This window comes from Mesorhizobium subarcticum, from assembly GCF_055456085.1.
Genome location: NZ_CM144237.1, coordinates 3525803 through 3543050, shown reverse-complemented (window position 1 = coordinate 3543050; position 17248 = coordinate 3525803). Strand labels below are relative to the sequence as shown.

Genomic DNA, 17248 nt, shown 5'->3' with positions numbered 1-17248 from the left:
CTCAGTTCCCGGTCGAGGCGCCTTGCGCCGGTTTTTGGCCACTATCGGCCACTGCCGTGGAAGATGCGGACGAAGAGGTTTGCGCCCGATCCTTCACCTCGCCGGTCGTCTCGTCGATCGTCACTTCGGCGCCGGTCGCATCACCGCCGGGGCGCACGAGCTGCAAGCCCTCGACGATGACGCGGTCGCCGTCGCCGACGCCTGAATCCACCAGCCAGTTGTTGCCGACGCTGTTGCGCACCGCGAGCACGCGCGTCTCCACCTTGCCCTGCGCGTTGATGACCATGGCGGTCGCCTCGCCCTTGGTGTTGCGGGTGACGGCGCGCTGCGGCACCAGGAAGCTGTTCTGGGCGACGCCCTCTTCGACCAGGGCCCGCACATACATGCCCGGCAGAAGCAGGCGATCGGGATTGGGGAACTCGGCCCTGAGCGCAAAGGTGCCGGTCGTCTGGTCGACATTGGCGCCGGCGAATTCCAGCTTGCCGGTCTGTGTGTAGATGGTGCCGTTCTCGAGCTTCAGCTTGACGCTGACATTGGGACCGCTGAACTTCAGCCGGCCCTCGTTGATCGCCTGGCGCAGGTTGAGCAGATTGGTGCTCGATTGCGTGACGTCGACATTGATCGGATCGAGCGAACGGATGGTGGTGAGCAAGGTGTCCTGGTTGGCGGTGACCAGGGCGCCTGGCGTCAGCGACGACTTGTCGATGCGGCCGGCGATCGGCGCGGTGATCTTGGTGTAGTCGAGATTGATGCGCGCGGTTTCGACACTGGCCTTGGCCGACGCCACATCCGCATTGGCCTGGGCCAATGTTGCCGCGGCATCGTCATAATCCTGTTTCGAAACAACGTTCTGCTTCAACAAGCCGGCATAGCGGTCGAACTTGGCTTGCGCCGTCGGCACCGCCGCTTCGGCCTTCTGCTGGGCTGCCTGCGCGCTGTCATAGGATGCCTGGTAGCTCGCTGGATCGATGAGGTAGAGCGGTTGCCCGACCACGACCTCGCTGCCTTCCTTGAAGAGGCGCGCCTGGATGATGCCGTTGACCTGCGGGCGCACATCGGCGGTGAGCGAGGCAGACGTGCGTCCGGGCAGTTCGGCCGTGATCGCCACCGATTGCGGATGCAGCGTGACGACGCCGACTTCCGGCTTGGCGGCAGCGGCCATGCCGGCGGGAGCTTTCATTCCCTCCTGCGAACAGGCGGCCAGAAGAACCGCGGCCGTGAGCACTGCTGCCCAGGGCGCGAGCCGGCGGCGGGAAGACGGGCTAGACTGGATAGACATGGCCTGGATGATCTTTCGCTGGAGTTGCGGTCGCCGTCTGGCTGTCGAGGTTGGATCGTTCCACCAGGAGCCGGGCAAGGAAGCGCTGGATGTCGTTCATGAAAGTGTAGACGACCGGAACGTAGACGAGGCTGAGCACGGTCGAGGAGATGAGCCCGCCGATCACGGCGATCGCCATCGGCGCCCGCGTCTCGGCGTCGGCGCCGATGCCGAGCGCGATCGGCAGCATGCCGGCGCCCATGGCGATCGATGTCATGACGATGGGCCGTGCCCGCTTGCGGGCAGCATCGAGCAGTGCGTCGAAGCGGCTCATGCCACGCTCCTTCTGAGCGACCAAGGCGTACTCGACAAGCAAGATCGAGTTCTTGGTCGCAATGCCCATCAGCATCAATATCCCGATCAGCGGCGATATGCCAAGCGCCTTGCCGGTAATCAGCATGAAGCCGAGCGCACCGCCTATCGAAAGCGGCAGCGCGACCAGCACCCCGGCCAGGACAAGATGGGTCTTACGCGATCTTGCGGTCATGATGTCCGTGGCCGTTGGGGCGATCCGAGACCGGCAGCGACAGGCGCCAGGCGGCAAATTGCAAACGGATCGCGCCCTTCAGCATATCGGCCGGCAAGGCCGGCTGCGTGACGGCATGGTCCGCGCGCTGGCTAAGCGAGAGTCTCGGGCTCAACGATGCGATCAGCCGCAGCATCATCATGGCTTCCCACATTGCCGTGCTTACATTCCAGGATTTGAACAAGGGGGCGTGAATTGGATTGAACGGTGGGATGGCGGACATGGCCCGCCATCCCACAAACCGGCCGGCCCGAGAACGGGTTGAGTACCGGGCCGGCCGGTGCAGCCGGTCGGAGTTATCAGCCATTCCAGGGCTGGGGTGGCGGAAGCTGTCCGCCCTGGTCGGGCGGACCTCCGGGTCCGGCCGCATCCGGCGGGCCGCCCCAGGGACCGGGGGGTGGTCCGTGGGGGCGTTCCGCCGAAGCGAGGATTTCGAGCTGTTCGGGCGACAGCTTGGTGCGCAGTTCGACGATCGCTTCCTTCAATTTAGCAGCCGAAGCGGCGCGCGCGGTAACCTCGTCGGCCAGCCTTTCCTGGAACGCGAAGGGGTCGCCGCCGGGACCAGCATCCGGACCCTTGGCCTCGGGCCCGGCAGGACCAGCGAGGCCTCCAGTGCCACCGGGACCGCGATCATGCCGTGGCGGCGAAAGCACCGCCTGCAATGCGCTGGTGTAGTCGCGCCAGGCGTCGAGCTGTTCGCTGCGGATGCCGACCTGCGTCTCGAGCGCCGCCAGCCGGGCGGCCAGCACGAACTCTGGCGGCGGCCCCATGCGGTGCGGGCCGAAGCCTTGCGGGCCAAAGCCTTGCGGGCCAAAGGCTTGCGGACCAAGCCGCATCGGTCCATGCGGACCAGGAATCGGCCCATCCTGAAGTGCCATCACCGGCGGCGCATCGCCGGGACCGGCATCGGGCTGTGCCGCCAGCACGGGATGGATCGCGGCGACGGAAAACAGGCCGAGCGCAAGAAGTCTGCTTCGCATGACGGGGTTCCTTTCTCTTATGCATCGGACAGCCCTGAGGATAGGAAGCCTGTTTGTCTGCTTCGCGTCGGCATGTTGCCGAAGGTTTCCGCAAAGCGGCAATTTGTTTCCGAACGTATCCCACCCCCGGCCAGAAACATTGCGTTGCAATTTTCCATGCCGCTTGCGCGTGCTCTCCCTATAATCAGCGCCAAGCAAAGGGCACCGCATCATGCAGTCACAACCCCATATCCTCGTCGTTGACGACGACCGCGAGATCAGGACGCTGCTCGGTCGCTATCTCGACGGCCAGGGTTTTCGCGTCTCGGTGGCGGCCGACCGGCGCGAATGCGAGCAGAAGCTCGGCGCCGGCCAGTTCGATCTCGTCGTGCTCGACGTCATGCTGCCGGACGGTTCGGGGCTGGACATCTGCCTTGCCTTGCGCGACCGCAAGCCGCATATCCCTGTCATCCTGCTGACGGCGCTGAAGGAAGATGTCGATCGCATCATCGGGCTGGAGCTCGGCGCCGACGACTATCTCGGCAAGCCGTTCAACCCGCGAGAGCTCACCGCCCGCATCCGCGCCGTGCTGCGGCGCGCCGCCCCCGAAGAGGCGCCGGCGCCCCGCGTGCGCATCTACCGCTTCGCCAGCTACCGGCTGGAGCCGGACACCCGCAAGGTGATGGATGCACACGGCGAGCTTGTCGACCTCACCGGCGCCGAGTTCGACCTGTTGCAGGTATTCCTCGACCGTCCCGGCCGCTTGCTGTCGCGCGACCAGCTGCTCGAGCTGACGCAAGGCCGCGAGCGCGACCCGCTCGAACGCTCTGTCGACGTGCTGATGAGCCGGCTGCGCCGCAAATTCTCCGACACCGGCGACGGGCCGCTGTTCAAGACCGTGCGCAATGGCGGCTACCAGCTGACCGCGCGTGTCGAAGCGGTGGAGGCGCAGGCGTGAATTCGCTGCGCCGCCGCCTCATCCTGCTGCTGATCCTTTCCATCGTCGGCGTCGTCGGCCTGGCGACCGCCGCCGTCATCAGCGTGCGTGGCGGCGGGCCGCCGCCGGAACTGACCGTGCCCTGGATCGCCCAGCAGATGGAACTGGTGGTGCGGCTGCTGCCGGGGCCGATCCCGGATGTGCTGCGGGTGCAATTCTCGGACCATCCGGCCGCCGGCAAGGTCGCCCGTGCGGAAACGGCGATGCTCAACGACATCCTGCAGCGCCGCGGCTTCGACCTCCTGGCGATCATCAGCGAGAAGCCCGACGGACCCGGCCAGACCGCATCGGTGCAAATGCCCGATCACCGCTGGGCGATCATCGAGGTGCCGCACCTCGACCCGCCCGGGCGCGAATGGCTGATCCTCGCCGGCTGGATCACGCTGATCGTTGCCGGCGCCACCGCCGTCTCGGTCTATTTCACCTCGGTGCTGATCCGGCCGCTGGAAATGCTGGAGGCCGCCGTGTCCAAGATCGGCTCGGACGGCGTGCTGGCCGCGGTGCCGGAAGTGGGCTCGGCCGAGGTCAAGGCCACCGCGCATGCGCTGAACCAGCTGTCGTCGCGGTTGCGCACCGCCATGGAAAGCCGCATGCGCCTCGTCGCCGCCGCCGGCCATGATTTGCGCACGCCGATGACACGCATGCGGCTGCGCGCCGAGTTCCTCGACGAGGACCGCGACAAATGGCTTCACGACCTCGACGAGCTCGACCGCATCGCCGACAGCGCCATCCGCCTGGTGCGCGAGGAGGTCAACCAGGACGCCGTCGAGCCGCTGGACCTGCGCAAGATGGTGGAGGATATCGAAGCCGAGATGGTCTCGCTCGGCCATGGCGTCTCGATCGGCCATCTCGACAATGTGTCGGTACGCGCCGGCGCGCTCGGCCTGCGCCGCGCGCTGCGCAATTTGATCGTCAACGCCGCCACCCACGGCAAGGCCTGCAGCATCGATCTCGCCTTGGCCGACAGGCGCGCCGTGCTGACCATTTCCGACAAGGGCCCGGGCATTCCGCCCGACCTCATCAACAAGGCCTTCGAACCCTTCTTCCGCGTCGACCCCGGCCGCCAGCAATTCATCCCCGGCGCCGGCCTGGGTCTGGCCATCGCCAAGGAAATCATCGAGCGCTATGGCGGCACGGTGACACTGGAGAACCGCCAGGGGGGCGGGCTGGCGCAGACGGTGGTGTTTGACGCGGTGTGAGGGGGAGTGAAAGGCAACGTCGGCGGGACAGCGCCCCCCTCTGTCCTGCCGGACATCTCCCCCTCAAGGGGGGAGATTGGCTGCTTCTACGACAGCTCATTCCTTGCAAGGTTGGCGATCTCCCCCCCTTGAGGGGGAGATGCCCGGCAGGGCAGAGGGGGGTGCCTGGCACTGGCCTTGCAGGCAAATCTTGCAGCGTCGCGCTGCCCCACCCCGTCTCGCAATCTCCGCTTCGCTGCGACTGCGAGCCGACCCACCCCACAAGGGGGAGGGTAAAGATCACCCCGCCATCGCCAACGGCACGGCGCTCTTGTTCGGTATCTGGATATCGATCTCCAGCGTCGACATGGTCTCGCCCCTGTCCATCGACACCTGCAGGTAATCCTGGTCGATCTGCACATGCTTGGCGATGACGGCCATGATCTCCTCGCGCAGGATGGAGACGAGGTCGGGCTGGTTGCGGTTGCGGCGCTCATAGGCGAGCAGCACTTGCAGCCGCTCGCGCGCCACCGGCGCGCTGGAGCGCCGCTTGAAGATGTCGAGCAGGTTCATGCCGCCCTCCTTCCCAGGAGACGATCGAGGAAGCCCTTGCGCTCGAATGGCACGATGACAGGCAATTGCTCGCCTTCGAGCCGCCTTGCGGCATCGAGATAGGCCTTGGCCGCCGCATTGAGCGGCTCCGACAGCGTCACCGGCGAACCGAGGTTGGAGGCGCGCAGCACGTCCTGGCTCTCGGGAATGATGCCGAGCAACGGCACCGACAGGATTTCCAGCACGTCATCGATGCTGAGCATTTCACCCCGCGCGGCCCGCGCCGCGTCATAGCGGGTGACCAGCACGTGCTTGGCGATCTGCTCGCCCTGTTCGGCGCGCATGGTGCGGGCGTCGAGCAGGCCGATGATGCGGTCGGAATCGCGCACCGACGACACTTCCGGATTGGTGACGATGACCGCTTCGTCGGCAAAGCGCATGGCGAGCTGCGCGCCGCGCTCGATGCCGGCCGGGCTGTCGCAGAACACATAGTCGAACACCGAGCGCAGCTTGTCGATGACTTCGCCGACGCCCTCCTCGGTCAGCGCATCCTTGTCGCGCGTCTGCGAAGCCGGCAGCAGGAACAGCGTGTCGACCCGCTTGTCGCGGATCAGCGCCTGCGAAAGCTTGGCGGTACCCTGGATGACGTTGACGAGGTCGAACACCACGCGCCGCTCGGCGCCCATGATCAGGTCGAGATTCCTGAGGCCGACGTCGAAATCGACGAGCGCCACCTTCTTGCCGGTCTTGGCCACGGCCGCACCCAGTGCCGCCGTCGAGGTGGTCTTGCCGACGCCCCCCTTGCCCGAAGTGACCACCACTACCTTGCCCATGAAAAAAGCCTCCGTCGTTGTTTATCGGTTGTTGTCCCGGTCAGCCGCCCTGACGGCTGTTGTCTCAGTCCGGCCCTTCGTGGGCCCTCGTCTCAATTCTCAGCTCAGTGTCTCGACGCGCAGGCCCTCGCCATCGAGGAAGGCCTGCACCGGCTTGCCGCGCGACACCCCTTCCATCTCCTCGGCGGTGATGTACCAGCCGTCGACCGACAGAAGCTCCGCCTCGTTGCGGCGGCAAAAGATGCGCGCCCCGGTGTTGCCCAGCGCGCCCGCCGAAGCCCGCCCGCGCAGCGTGCCATAGACATGGATCGAGCCCGCCGCGACGATCTCCGAACCGGACGCGACCGAGCCCAGCACGATGACATCGCCATGCGGATGCATGATCGCCTGGCCGGAGCGGATCGGCGCCTTGATCATCAGCGTGCCCCAGCCAGCGGCTCGCTTTCATCGCTCTTGCTTGCGCCAGCCTTGCCCTTCGCACCGGCATCCGCGCGCGCATCCAGGCCGCGCTCCGGCGCCCTGCCCTCCGGCTTGCCCTCTTGCCCACGGCCCGGCAGCAGCCCATCCGCCGTCGCCTCCTTGGCGCCGACCAGCATCGGCGGCAATTCGGGGCCGAGCGCAGCCCCCTCAAGCTCGATGGCATAGATGCGGATGCCGCGCGTAAAAAGCTCCGCCACCAGTGCCGCGATCTCGCTGGCCTGCGGCTTCAACACGTTCAGATCCAGCAGCACCGGCCGCCCGGCAAAATAGCCCGGCGAATTGCCGATCCAGTGATCCAGCCCCTCCAGCCAAGCCGCCATGGGCGCTTCCGGGGTCAAGGTGAAAGCGACAAAAGAGCGGGCACGAAAGCGAATGGATTTGGCCTCGAGGGGAGCGGCAAAGGTCACGGCTGGCGAATCCTTACTGAGAGGTAAACGCTAGCGGGGAGATGGTTAACGAATGGTTAATGGGAGGTGGGTGGGATGAGGTGGGAGGAGCTTGTCGTCGTTGGAGCGACCACCCCGCGCTGGCCTACTCGGCATGTAAGAAAGTCGCCACCATGAAGCGGGTACGACACGTAGAGAGCGCTGAGCGCTGTCGACCATGGATACCGCGCCTCCGCATCAGCTACTGGGTTACCACTATCGGCAAATCGAAAATGTCACACCTTGATCCTGCAACTTGGTCAAATATCGAAGTGGACTCTTCTTTGCCACTTCACGCGCTTTGCTCCAATTTTCGAATCCCCGAAAAACCAGCGCAATCACGAAGCCAGCGCCGGCGCTAACTAAAACAGATGCACCGCTAAGACTGCCTGCGGCTACCGCGCTAATGACGTTCTGCCTGGTCTGAGGGTCTATGGCTGTCTCAACTATCTTTTCGATCAACTTCTCCGGTTCTTTAAGAAAGCCGTCGCCAAAGAATTTGCGCGCAAGAGAACTCATATTAACCTGATCTCTATGCCACTTGCGGAACATATCGCTGAGAAGGTCATCAACCACTTCCCGCCGCCGCACCTCACTAAATATCGTGGGCGGCAGCGTCTTGGCAAGATCTTCAATCTCCGCACGAAACTCAGCGAGCGCGTCGCGCTCGCTCTTGCAGGCTGTTGAAAAACTGTTTTGTTCACGGAACGTATCAGAATCAGACCGAGCACAAACCAGATTCAAAACGGGTATCTCCGATCCTTTTTCCACAGCCTGCTTGAGCGCGATAATGTTTTGCACGTTTAACATGTCGACATTGCAGTGTCTGTAGACCAAGAACTCCACTATCTCCTGCCCTGACGTTTCGCCATTTGGCTTAACTCCATCGATGCACGCATTAAGTATCTTTTCGCGCGGGATGCCGAGGAGCTTACTATGGAGCTTTGGGAATTCGGTAACCACCTGCAGCCCCTCGTTCTCAGCGCAAGCCATAGCTAGTGTCGCCATCACCGCTTCGCCGAGTTGCGGGTGCATTTCGAGATATTCCGGACCGTCCGTGTATGCACTGTCTGGCCTCCAAGCCAACCTTTCCGTGCGCAGGAACTGGGTCAGCTCTTCGAATAGTTTGTAAGCATGAATTTGGAAGGTCGCGTTTGGCGAAAGCCGCCGTTCCCACACGGCTGAGGTGCTTCCGAGGCTGTTGGTCGTACGCTGCGCAATTGTCGCCTCTCGTCCGAAACGCTTACGGAACATAGCTCCTTCATCACCCAGCTTTTGCCGAAGTTCTGCAATGAGTTCAATCTGCGCCGTATGAACATGGTTCGCATCGACGTTCGCCGCACGCAACAAAGGCTTTCCTTGGCCGCTACGCTTGGTAAATGCCGAAATCTCAGGATCGTCGTCCGGAGCCCCCATACGCGGAATCATGCGCACCACATGGGGAAATATAAGCAAAGTTCGCTTTAACCAATCGACATCGCGCACACGAATATATGGGTAGTTGAGCGCGTCGATATCTGCAGGCATTTCTCCCCCATTTTTATACATATTATTACAGATTACACCGCGCAAATCCATGGAAAACAAATTACCTCACCTTCGATGGATCGCGCCTCTTTGTCAGAACTCGCCGGGTTGGAAGTAGGCGTCTAACAGACCGATATTTGTGCAGCATGCAATTCGGCATTGTTAGCGCGGAAGCCAGAGCGCCCACTGGGCGAAACAATAAACCTACGCGATTTTTCTGCCAGGTCCACAATAATAACCTAACAAAAAACATTTGGGCGTACTGCTAGTTTTGTATTTCGAAATTTTGTATCAAAATCCCCTTGGGTGACCCGCACTTTCTGCACGACAGGAGGGATCGTGCCACGACTTACAAAATCCGATATCGAAACGGCGCTTCTTACTGGCGCGGCTGTTCCTTGGACGGATGGCAGTGGCAAAACCGCAAACATTCAACTTGTGACGGCCAGACATCGGCGCTTGTTTGCCTACTTGTTAAAATCGAATATCCGCGACGTGAAGGGGCTGGCGCAAGATTTTATTGACGAACTAGCGGCTGCGTACGTCGCGGTCGGCGATCCCGGTGCGGCGAACGTGCAGCAAACAGTCAACCCGAGCGCTTCTGGACCGTGGAAGATTCAGGCGCTCAAAATTGAAGGCTTCGGCGGCGTCAATATCTGGAGCCGCAAACCGTTCGAGTTAGCCGTCGATGGCGAAAGCGTCCTGATGGAGGGGCCGAACGGAAGCGGAAAATCGTCGCTGAACGCTGCGATAATTTGGGCACTTACCGGCGAGCGCCCCCGCGATCAGGGCAATAGCTCGCTCGACGAAGCGAAGCCTGTTTTCGACGCCACCGGCAAGGCCGCCGGAACATGGCCACCGGTAGCTTCATATCCGCCCAACCTCGCATCTCTCAAAACGCCACCCAACGTGAGCGTAGAAATCGTGTTCTCGAACCCCGTGGGGAAACAGGTGTCCGCGCGACGTCATTTCGACGGTAAGAATGTCACCTACGCCGTTGATCCCGCACTGCAGATACCGAGCATCCTGCTCGAAGCAGGTCTCCTCATGCCCGCGCGTATGCCGCATCTACGACTAGATGAGGGCAGAAGCAGACTCACAGATGCGGTCCAGAAACTCACAGGCCTCGATGAACTCGTTGAGCTTGGCACTTTCATCCAAGGGTTATGTCATAGCAGTCGTGATTATCTCGCATACAAAAAGGCCGAATTGGCCTCTTCGAAAACCGAGTTTGACAAGCAGATCGAGCGCGCACGAACGGCGCTCTCGCCGGTTTCTGTCGATGTACCGAATTTTAAGGCTTCGGACACAGGCGAAAATAACGGCGACATGGCGAAGTTCGGCAAGCTGCTAAACAAGGAAGCTGCCGACCTGATCGCGACGATCTTTGGCGATCTAGCGCCGAATTTGGTGCTCTCTGATCCAAAAGTACAGCAGCGGATCATTGTCGCACTGGATGCCACCGAAAGGGCTTTGGGTGAAGGTATGTCGAGCCTTCCAACTTGGAAGCAGGTCGAAACCATCGCCACCGCGCTCCCTAACGAACCGCGCGCTTCCGCTCGCGCTGCGGTGACGGCAGCTAGAAATGCTCTCGATAGAGACCTGTGCGCGGGAAGCATTTAGCGTTGATTTTGTTTGATCTTTTCCGCTTCCGAGGTAAACGGTGCAAAGATATCAGCGCCGACGTCGACGGCTGTGTCTTCTGACGCTCTCGTGTGAGCGTCAGTGGTGTTTTTGCCCGCTATCCAGCCATAGTGATGACCTTCAAACTGCGTTTCATATTGTAGGCGATGGCAGTGAGGCGAATTTGAACGCCTGCCTTTGCAAGCCCTCGCCATCGCATCCGGCGAAGGCCGTAGCTTCGTTTCCACGTGCCAAAGATCTTCTCGATCCGGCCACGAATGCGATGGATCGGTTGGTTCCAGGCCTCAAGGCGTGCCAGTGTTTCGGCTTCGTCCCGTCCCCACATGCCGGTGGCGACGATGCGTGGCGTTCCACCCTTGGCACGCACCGCGTCGCCGAAATGATTGCCGCGATAGGCGCTATCGGCAAACACCTGGCCGGGATTGTCAGGCAGAGCATCGGGACCGGCCTTGCCGTCGTTGATGTTGGCGGGTGTGACGGCGATCTCCTCGACCAGAGCTGTATCGGCGTCGGCACCGACATGGGCCTTGAAGCCATGAACCGCTGGTCGGCCCTTATGCTTGACCCAATGGCCCTCTTCGTCATCCTCACTGGCCGAGGCGATGATCGTCGCATCGACAAGCGTGCCGGTCTTCACCTGAATCGCTTTGGCCTTGAGCTGGCCGGTGATCTCGTCGAACAGCGTCTTGTCCAGACCATGGGCCACAAGAGCCTTTCGAAAACGCACGAAAGCCGTTCGCTCAGGTGTCTGCTCTTGAGCCGAAAACCCGCAGAACCGTCGGAACGATCCTCTGTCGTCCAACGCCTCGGCAAGCTTGACGTCGGACAAGTCGTACCAGATCGACAGCAGCATCGCCTTGAACAACGCCTCTGGCGGCCAGGCAGGCTCGCCCTTCGAAGAGCAGGAAATCACACAAAGGGCCTGATCGATCGGCACCCAGTCAATCAGTCTGGCAAGCGCATCCAAAGACGAATGCTGGCCGCGATCAACGGCAAAACCAAACTTTTCCTGACCAATGCGCCGACGTGACATCGCATCCCTCAATCCATTGTACTGATTGAGAGAATCACACATCAACACGCCAGTCCAGACACCCGCGCACAGGTCTCCGATATTGCCATTGCATATTTCCAGAATCAGCAGGCTGATTCAAAACTTCGCCTGAAGGCCGCCGGCGCTCACTGGCACAACGAAAACAAAGCCGGCCCCATCAAGGACTGCCCGCTGTGCGATGCCTCGCTCAAAGAAAATCCTGCTTTGCAAGAGGAGCTTGAGGCCCTGAAGTCCGCCGGAGAGGCCGCGACCCGCAGCCTTCAAGATAACGTCAATGCGATTCTATCAGTGGTCAAAGAAGCAATGCCCCAAAACCTGCGGCGTCTCCTTGATGATGCACTGACGTCACAACCTCGCGCTGATACGGAGAGAGACTATCTGCACAAATTCGCAAAAGACGAGCGCTACATCAACTACCTAGTAAAATTCAAAGCGCTAGCGGAAGCAGCTGTGGTCGGTATGCCAACCGTCGATCTAGTTGATCCGTCACCACAGTTTGTGCTTTTGCCCGAGGTCGCGCCGGTCGTCAGAGTACTAGGCAATATCGAGCGAATGTGCCAACTCGCCGAATGGCACGAAGCCCAGGGGAAGCAGTGGTCCGACTGGTGGGCAAAGTTGACGCCCGCTCAGGATTCCGGCGGCGAAAGCCTCTCGTCACATCTGCGCCATCTGAGCAAGTCGCTGGCGGAAGCCGAACCTTATCGCATCGGCGCGGATGCTATGCGGTTAGCGTGGGTGCAGGGCAGGACAGCTGCAGCTATCGAGAAAGAGCAGCAGAAACGTCAAGAGATCGCAAACGATCTCGCGCCGCTGAAGCAACTCGGCAACCTCGCCGAGGCTCAGGCACGTAACGCCATAACAGAGCTCTCTAGCCGAATCTCAACCATCCATAGTGCAACTTACATCGTTGACCGGCTGAAATTTCAGGGAGCTTCGCTCGACAAGAAAACCGGCCTAGTCGTGCGCGGCCAGCTTGCTGACGATATGCGCATAGACGCGACGCTCATTGCCAATACCTCTTGGCTACGCGGTATTCTGTGGGCCTTCATCCATGCACTACGCGAAGAAGCCGTCGAGCAGATCGGCGGCGACGTGTTTCCGGTCATCCTGCTGGACGATCCGCAGCAGACTTTCGACAGCGAACACCGCTCGCGCTGGGCCGAACAGATCGCAAAGCTCCAGAAAACGGCCCCGGGAGCGCAAATTCTACTGACGACCCACGACGATCAGTTTTTGACTTTGCTCGGTCTGCTCGGCATCACAGGTCGCAACGCCTATATTTGCTCGGCGGGCGAAGAATTCGGCCATATCGCGATTTTAGAGGGCGACCAACTTGACCGCAAATGGGCGAAAGCGAATACGGCGAAGACGCCGACTGTAGCCAAGGACTATATAGCAGCCGTTCGCGAGTTCGTTGAAGGCATGCTGAAGCTCATGCTACGCGGCATCGATCCGAGCGTTTCGACATCCGTTATGGGCGCCTGTCGCGAAAAAATCGCTGAACTCCAAGCTCAGAGAATCGAGCCGTGGAACCGCTCCGCCTTTGGTAATTTGGTTTCCGCGCTAGCTAAGGGCCGCAAGGAGATCAAATGGATGGAGCAGGCGCATCACTCCGGCCAAGTCTTCAGTATGAGCGAAGCGACTGACGTAGAAAGGCACTGGAACGAGACACTTAGACCTGCGCTCGAACGTTGTTTTCGGATCATTCGAGATCATCGTGCGCTTCACGGTGGCCTTATCGCACTCCATGCCTTTCCACCGTCCGTGACGCTCCCGGATGGTCACAAGGCGAAGGTCCGGCAATTTCCGCTTCCTCTACTGGGCACCGCCGCCGCGTTGACCGACGGGCGTGTTGCCGACGGCCGTTTAGATCTGACATTTGGTGCGGGCAGTTCCCTACCTGTCGAGTTGAAGGATCATTTTATTTTCCGGCTGACGACTCCGACGCTCGAACCTGTAGCTCGTCCGGGCAGCCTTCTGCTGGTGCGGGACCATGCGGAGGTATCACCGTTGTCGCTTGTAGTCGCCCTGTACGAAAGCCAGCTTCTTGCGCGTCGCCTCCAGGTCGCGGACAATCACACCGATGTCGCGGTGCTCACAGCGAGTGCCATCAACCCGCGCGCCACAGCGGCGCCGATTGTCGCGAAGCTCTCAACCCTAACCATGAAAAAGGTTGTCGGCGTGCTTTACGACACCGGAAAGACGGTCGGGACACTCTCAGCTGAAATGGAGGTCGTCGAATGCGGTGGTGAGGCCACCATAAATGCAATCATGTCGAGGGCTAGAGGCCTTGTCGAGGTTAGCGGCCACAGTGCAGAGCCACTGGCTCTGGACAAGCAATTCCTGATCATCGGCGACCCAATGTCGCTCAAGGACGCGGAGAGGACTCTCAATGGGCGCCCAGTGATCGCCGAGGATTCAGATCAGGCTCGCTATTTTAAGCGCCTCCGCGTCGATACCAACAACGTTATTCTCGAGAGCTTGGAAATCGGCGGCGATTTCCCGCCGGTTCTGCTTGCCAAGGCACCAGGGTTACTAACGCATCTTACAAACGTGTGGCCAGTCCTTGGCGTTCTGTTCGAAAAACCATAAGAAGACCGCCGAATCGAGGTGGCCATGCTGGTGATCTTCCTCCCCACCCTAAGCAGAGTAGGTCCACCCGCCAATCTCCCCTCCCCCTCAATGCCGCTTGAAATACTGCACCTCGCGCTCATGCTTCTCAGCCGCCTCGCGCGTCTCAAATGTCCCCAGGCTCCGCCTTTTTCCGGTCGTCTCATCCTTTTTGCGCGAATAAAGCCGGTATTTGCCTTCCTTGAGTTTGCGGATCATTTCGCTCCCCGGTCAGGGTTTGGCTCGATCAGAATTTCCGCTTGGCTATCGACCTTCCCCGGGAAGGTGCGCCCCTCATGTCATCCGCCGATCCACAGGTCTCGATTGTTGCCCGGCGCCACCAGGCCGCAAAATCCCGAACCTGTCGTCAAAACGGCAACTTCCCGCTCAGCTCTCTCGCCCCGTGGAGTTCGAGAACGCAGCTATGCTAGCCTCTATCGGGCCGGCTGAAGCTCGGACATGAGGGGGCAAGTCATGTTGGATCAATGGACCAATTTCTTCGTCATGGTGGGCGGCGGCGCGGCGGGGCTGGCCGGGTTGATCTTCGTCGCCATCTCGATCAATCCCGAACGCATTGTCCGCAACACGACGCACAAGAACCGGGCCATCAACATGCTGTCGGGCTTCAGCGCGATTTTCATGGCCTGCAGCCTGGCGCTTCTGGGCGGTCAATACCTTCCGGCACTCGGCCTCGAATGGCTTTTGCTGTGGGTCGTCGCGACATTCATCTTTGTCAGAGGCTATGTCGTCGCCATCAAGACGGGGATGAGTTCCATCGGGCTCACCGTGCCGCGGCTCGCGGGCGGCACGGTGTGTTACCTTGCCGAGGTCGCGGGCGCGTTTCTGCTGGTTCTCGGACGCGGCGTGGGGCTTTACATCGCGGCCCTTGGAACCATCGTTCTGTTCGCCTTCCTCATTTCGGGCGCGTGGCTGCTGATCATCGGCATCTACGAGGAGCCGGCCAAGGAATAGCTGTACGCCCGGCGCTGCAGAGGCCCTCAATGCCGCTTGAAATACTGCACCTCGCGCTCATGCTTCTCCGCAGCCTCGCGGTTGTCGAACGTGCCGAGGTTTCGCCGTTTCCCGGTCTTCTCGTCCTTCTTGCGCGAATAAAGCCGGTATTTTCCGTCCTTAAGTTTGCGGATCATCTCGCTCTCCCTTGTCCAGCATCGATCAGGATTTGCGCCTGGTCTTGAGGCTGCGGGCGGCTTGCTCGGTGGCGGCGCGGTCGGAGCCCAGACGGTCGATCAGCTCCTGCGCCTCGTCGCCCGATATGCCGGTACGCACGGCCAGCTGCTCGACCTCCAGCACGTCGGTGCTGGCGATTTCCCGGGTTTCCGGCAGCGCGTCGTCCGCTGTCAGCGGTAATGCGGATTCGCGGTCGATCTCCATCGCGGCCTGGTGCCAGTGGCGGTCGTGGTCGCCATGGGCGCCGCCTTCGCGTTGCCAGATGGCGTAGGCGCGGTCGCGGATCTTGTCGTTGCGGTCGTCGGTCATGTCGGTTTCTCCCTTGTGTGGGGGATGAACGCCGGGCTGGTGGGATTGATCCAAAAAATTTGCGTGATTGGTGGAGTGGGATGTGAACAGAGACGCCAGAGCACGGGTGCCGGCCTTTCTTCGAAAAGTTGGCGCTGCCCCTCATTGCCCTGCCGGGCATTTCTCCCCGTATAGTGACGGGGAGAAAGAGGCCTGCGGCGAAGCCGGCGCCCGTCTTGCAAAGCTGGAGATTGGCGAAAGCGGCGATGGCCGCGCCCCTCTCCCCGTCACTATACGGGGAGAGGATGCCGGCAGGCAGGTGAGGGGCAGCGCCAACTTGGGATTGGTGACCGTCCAAGTTTGAAGCGCTGCACAATCATCAAACCGGCAACCTTACCTCCAGCGTGAACTCGTTCTCCACGGCCAGCAGCGCCGCCACCATCTCCTTGTCGCGTTGGCGCTGTTGCAGGTAGCAGGCGATCAGCCAGTCCAGCGAAATCCTCCCGGCACCCGCGACGGCCAGCACGAACATGCCGCCTGATATCGCCAGATCCTTCTCGAAATTCAACAGCTCGCTCTGGCTGGCGAAGTTGGTGTGGAACAGCGTGGCCGTTGCCAGGCAGAAGCAGCCGAGCCCGATGGCGCCCAGCCGCGTCAGCACGCCTGACGCCACCGAGAGCCCTGCCCCCAACTGCAACGCGATGGTGGCGACGAACAGCGGCAGGCCGACGCCTTGCGCGGCCATCGCCTTGGCGGCGCCGTCGAAATGGATGGTCAGCGTCACGCCCTCATGCAGGAAGATGAAGGACATCAGCAGGCGGCCGGCAAGCAGGGTCACATCCCTGATGTGGTATTGCGTGGCGAGGCCGGTGAGCTTCGCGTCGATTTCGGTGAGTGTCATGGGTCAGCCTCCAATTTTCTAGCACAGGCAGGCGCCACGCGCCGGTCGGGCGCGCGCGGATGGCGCTGCGATGTCGATTGTCTGAAAAGGCCGGAGCCGGCTCGAGGGAGAGGTGCCGGCTCCGGCAATGGGGCGCCAGCCACGAGCGCCCTGACTTTGGTTCACTTCGGGTTGAGGTTGGCGCCAAGGCCCCCCACTCCGTCTCGGCTTCGCCGAGCCACCTCTCCCCCGCTTTGCGGAGGGAGAGGAAATGGGTCACGGCTACTGCGTCACCTTGGTGTCGATGGCCTTCTGCAGGTCGGCAAGCTCGTCGCAGCCGGCCGGGCAGAGCTTTTGCAGCGACGCCAGCTGTTCCCTAGCCTTGTCCATGTCGCCGGTCTCGACATAGAGCTCGCCCAGATATTCGCGGGCCGCCTTGTGGTCTGGCTTCAGCTCCAGCGCCTTGTTGTAGTATGTTAGCGCGGTGGCGGTGTCGCCGGTCTTGCGCAGCGTGAAGCCGAGCAGGTTGTAGACGTCGGCCTGCTGGTTGTCCTGCGCGAGATCACGCAGATCCGCCAGCGCGCCCTTGTAGTCCTTGGCCGCGATCTTGGCCTGGACGGCGGTGAGGTCGGGCGCGTCGGCACCCTCGATGTCATCAACCGCATAGGCCGGCATGATGGTCGCGACGGGAACCACGGTCAGCACGGCAATGGCGCCGAGCAGGCCGTAGAGGGCGTGCTTGCCCAGATAGGATTGCTTCATTGTCTTTCTCGCTTGGGTTTGGGTGAC

The 17248-nt window shown here is 61.4% G+C and carries 18 protein-coding genes and 1 pseudogene; 5 read left to right on the top strand and 14 right to left on the bottom strand.

Annotated elements, in window-relative coordinates; translation table 11 throughout:
• Nucleotide 1: 1 nt before the first annotated feature.
• From ACZYHG_RS17340 to ACZYHG_RS17325, 4 genes are all read right to left on the bottom strand, one after another.
• On the bottom strand, nucleotides 2-1279 hold the full coding sequence (locus ACZYHG_RS17340) for an efflux RND transporter periplasmic adaptor subunit (protein ID WP_464609588.1): 1278 nt from the start codon (nucleotides 1277-1279) through the stop codon (nucleotides 2-4).
• Nucleotides 1263-1805: an efflux RND transporter permease subunit gene (locus tag ACZYHG_RS17335; protein ID WP_464609587.1), complete on the bottom strand. Its 543-nt coding sequence runs from the start codon at nucleotides 1803-1805 to the stop codon at nucleotides 1263-1265. Before ACZYHG_RS17335 ends, ACZYHG_RS17340 begins: the two co-directional genes overlap by 17 nt.
• Complete coding sequence (locus ACZYHG_RS17330) at nucleotides 1786-1983, bottom strand: hypothetical protein (protein WP_464609586.1); 198 nt, start codon at nucleotides 1981-1983, stop codon at nucleotides 1786-1788. The genes ACZYHG_RS17335 and ACZYHG_RS17330 overlap by 20 nt, the downstream gene beginning before the upstream one ends.
• Nucleotides 1984-2143: 160 nt before the next feature.
• On the bottom strand, nucleotides 2144-2824 hold the full coding sequence (locus tag ACZYHG_RS17325; protein WP_464609585.1) for a hypothetical protein: 681 nt from the start codon (nucleotides 2822-2824) through the stop codon (nucleotides 2144-2146).
• Between the two features lie 211 nt (nucleotides 2825-3035).
• Between ACZYHG_RS17325 and ACZYHG_RS17320 the strand changes: the two genes are divergently transcribed.
• Both ACZYHG_RS17320 and ACZYHG_RS17315 read left to right on the top strand, forming a co-directional pair.
• A complete protein-coding gene (locus ACZYHG_RS17320) occupies nucleotides 3036-3761 on the top strand; it encodes a response regulator (protein WP_464609584.1) in 726 nt (241 codons plus the stop codon).
• On the top strand, nucleotides 3758-4999 hold the full coding sequence (locus ACZYHG_RS17315; RefSeq protein ID WP_464609583.1) for an ATP-binding protein: 1242 nt from the start codon (nucleotides 3758-3760) through the stop codon (nucleotides 4997-4999). The genes ACZYHG_RS17320 and ACZYHG_RS17315 overlap by 4 nt, the downstream gene beginning before the upstream one ends.
• A gap of 279 nt (nucleotides 5000-5278) precedes the next feature.
• Here the strand turns inward: ACZYHG_RS17315 and minE are convergent, their stop codons facing one another.
• The 4 genes and pseudogenes from minE to ACZYHG_RS17295 form a co-directional block, all read right to left on the bottom strand.
• On the bottom strand, nucleotides 5279-5551 hold the full coding sequence (minE, locus tag ACZYHG_RS17310) for a cell division topological specificity factor MinE (protein WP_027030066.1): 273 nt from the start codon (nucleotides 5549-5551) through the stop codon (nucleotides 5279-5281).
• Entirely contained in the window at nucleotides 5548-6363 is an 816-nt protein-coding gene (gene minD / locus ACZYHG_RS17305) for a septum site-determining protein MinD (protein ID WP_027030067.1), read from the bottom strand. Before minD ends, minE begins: the two co-directional genes overlap by 4 nt.
• A gap of 99 nt (nucleotides 6364-6462) precedes the next feature.
• Nucleotides 6463-7250: pseudogene (gene minC, locus ACZYHG_RS17300) on the bottom strand (septum site-determining protein MinC).
• Nucleotides 7251-7484: 234 nt separating this feature from the next.
• Nucleotides 7485-8846 (bottom strand): hypothetical protein, encoded by a 1362-nt coding sequence (locus ACZYHG_RS17295; RefSeq protein ID WP_464609582.1) that lies wholly within the window; start codon nucleotides 8844-8846, stop codon nucleotides 7485-7487.
• Nucleotides 8847-9134: 288 nt separating this feature from the next.
• On the opposite strand from ACZYHG_RS17295, the gene ACZYHG_RS17290 reads away from it, so the two are divergent.
• A complete protein-coding gene (locus ACZYHG_RS17290) occupies nucleotides 9135-10418 on the top strand; it encodes an ATP-binding protein (RefSeq protein WP_464609581.1) in 1284 nt (427 codons plus the stop codon).
• A 118-nt stretch (nucleotides 10419-10536) separates the two neighbouring features.
• Here ACZYHG_RS17290 and ACZYHG_RS17285 read toward each other — a convergent pair whose 3' ends face one another.
• A complete protein-coding gene (locus ACZYHG_RS17285) occupies nucleotides 10537-11472 on the bottom strand; it encodes an IS5 family transposase (RefSeq protein WP_464609580.1) in 936 nt (311 codons plus the stop codon).
• Nucleotides 11473-11697: 225 nt separating this feature from the next.
• Here ACZYHG_RS17285 and ACZYHG_RS17280 point away from each other — a divergent pair, with 225 nt between their 5' ends.
• On the top strand, nucleotides 11698-14085 hold the full coding sequence (locus ACZYHG_RS17280; protein WP_464609579.1) for a hypothetical protein: 2388 nt from the start codon (nucleotides 11698-11700) through the stop codon (nucleotides 14083-14085).
• A gap of 87 nt (nucleotides 14086-14172) precedes the next feature.
• Here ACZYHG_RS17280 and ACZYHG_RS17275 read toward each other — a convergent pair whose 3' ends face one another.
• Complete coding sequence (locus ACZYHG_RS17275) at nucleotides 14173-14322, bottom strand: hypothetical protein (protein WP_464609578.1); 150 nt, start codon at nucleotides 14320-14322, stop codon at nucleotides 14173-14175.
• Nucleotides 14323-14577: 255 nt separating this feature from the next.
• Between ACZYHG_RS17275 and ACZYHG_RS17270 the strand changes: the two genes are divergently transcribed.
• Nucleotides 14578-15075, top strand: a complete 498-nt coding sequence (locus tag ACZYHG_RS17270) for a hypothetical protein (protein WP_464609577.1) — start codon at nucleotides 14578-14580, stop codon at nucleotides 15073-15075.
• A 26-nt stretch (nucleotides 15076-15101) separates the two neighbouring features.
• On the opposite strand, the gene ACZYHG_RS17265 is transcribed toward ACZYHG_RS17270, so the two are convergent.
• From ACZYHG_RS17265 to ACZYHG_RS17250, 4 genes are all read right to left on the bottom strand, one after another.
• Nucleotides 15102-15251 carry a hypothetical protein gene (locus ACZYHG_RS17265; protein WP_140708733.1) on the bottom strand — a complete coding sequence of 50 codons (150 nt, stop codon included), beginning with the start codon at nucleotides 15249-15251 and terminating at the stop codon, nucleotides 15102-15104.
• 25 nt (nucleotides 15252-15276) lie between these two features.
• Entirely contained in the window at nucleotides 15277-15600 is a 324-nt protein-coding gene (locus ACZYHG_RS17260) for a DUF2934 domain-containing protein (protein ID WP_464609576.1), read from the bottom strand.
• Between the two features lie 358 nt (nucleotides 15601-15958).
• Nucleotides 15959-16480 (bottom strand): DoxX family protein, encoded by a 522-nt coding sequence (locus ACZYHG_RS17255; RefSeq protein WP_464609575.1) that lies wholly within the window; start codon nucleotides 16478-16480, stop codon nucleotides 15959-15961.
• A 261-nt stretch (nucleotides 16481-16741) separates the two neighbouring features.
• A complete protein-coding gene (locus ACZYHG_RS17250; protein ID WP_464609574.1) occupies nucleotides 16742-17221 on the bottom strand; it encodes a tetratricopeptide repeat protein in 480 nt (159 codons plus the stop codon).
• Nucleotides 17222-17248: the final 27 nt, after the last annotated feature.

Bases quoted from the DNA above. Each gene is read 5' to 3' on its own strand.
- ACZYHG_RS17340 (WP_464609588.1), bottom strand. From the start codon at position 1,279: ATGTCTATCCAGTCTAGCCCGTCTTCCCGCCGCCGGCTCGCGCCCTGG.
- ACZYHG_RS17335 (WP_464609587.1), bottom strand. From the start codon at position 1,805: ATGACCGCAAGATCGCGTAAGACCCATCTTGTCCTGGCCGGGGTGCTG.
- ACZYHG_RS17330 (WP_464609586.1), bottom strand. From the start codon at position 1,983: ATGATGCTGCGGCTGATCGCATCGTTGAGCCCGAGACTCTCGCTTAGC.
- ACZYHG_RS17325 (WP_464609585.1), bottom strand. From the start codon at position 2,824: ATGCGAAGCAGACTTCTTGCGCTCGGCCTGTTTTCCGTCGCCGCGATC.
- ACZYHG_RS17320 (WP_464609584.1), top strand. From the start codon at position 3,036: ATGCAGTCACAACCCCATATCCTCGTCGTTGACGACGACCGCGAGATC.
- minE (WP_027030066.1), bottom strand. From the start codon at position 5,551: ATGAACCTGCTCGACATCTTCAAGCGGCGCTCCAGCGCGCCGGTGGCG.
- minD (WP_027030067.1), bottom strand. From the start codon at position 6,363: ATGGGCAAGGTAGTGGTGGTCACTTCGGGCAAGGGGGGCGTCGGCAAG.
- ACZYHG_RS17295 (WP_464609582.1), bottom strand. From the start codon at position 8,846: ATGGATTTGCGCGGTGTAATCTGTAATAATATGTATAAAAATGGGGGA.
- ACZYHG_RS17285 (WP_464609580.1), bottom strand. From the start codon at position 11,472: ATGTCACGTCGGCGCATTGGTCAGGAAAAGTTTGGTTTTGCCGTTGAT.
- ACZYHG_RS17275 (WP_464609578.1), bottom strand. From the start codon at position 14,322: ATGATCCGCAAACTCAAGGAAGGCAAATACCGGCTTTATTCGCGCAAA.
- ACZYHG_RS17270 (WP_464609577.1), top strand. From the start codon at position 14,578: ATGTTGGATCAATGGACCAATTTCTTCGTCATGGTGGGCGGCGGCGCG.
- ACZYHG_RS17265 (WP_140708733.1), bottom strand. From the start codon at position 15,251: ATGATCCGCAAACTTAAGGACGGAAAATACCGGCTTTATTCGCGCAAG.
- ACZYHG_RS17260 (WP_464609576.1), bottom strand. From the start codon at position 15,600: ATGACCGACGACCGCAACGACAAGATCCGCGACCGCGCCTACGCCATC.
- ACZYHG_RS17255 (WP_464609575.1), bottom strand. From the start codon at position 16,480: ATGACACTCACCGAAATCGACGCGAAGCTCACCGGCCTCGCCACGCAA.
- ACZYHG_RS17250 (WP_464609574.1), bottom strand. From the start codon at position 17,221: ATGAAGCAATCCTATCTGGGCAAGCACGCCCTCTACGGCCTGCTCGGC.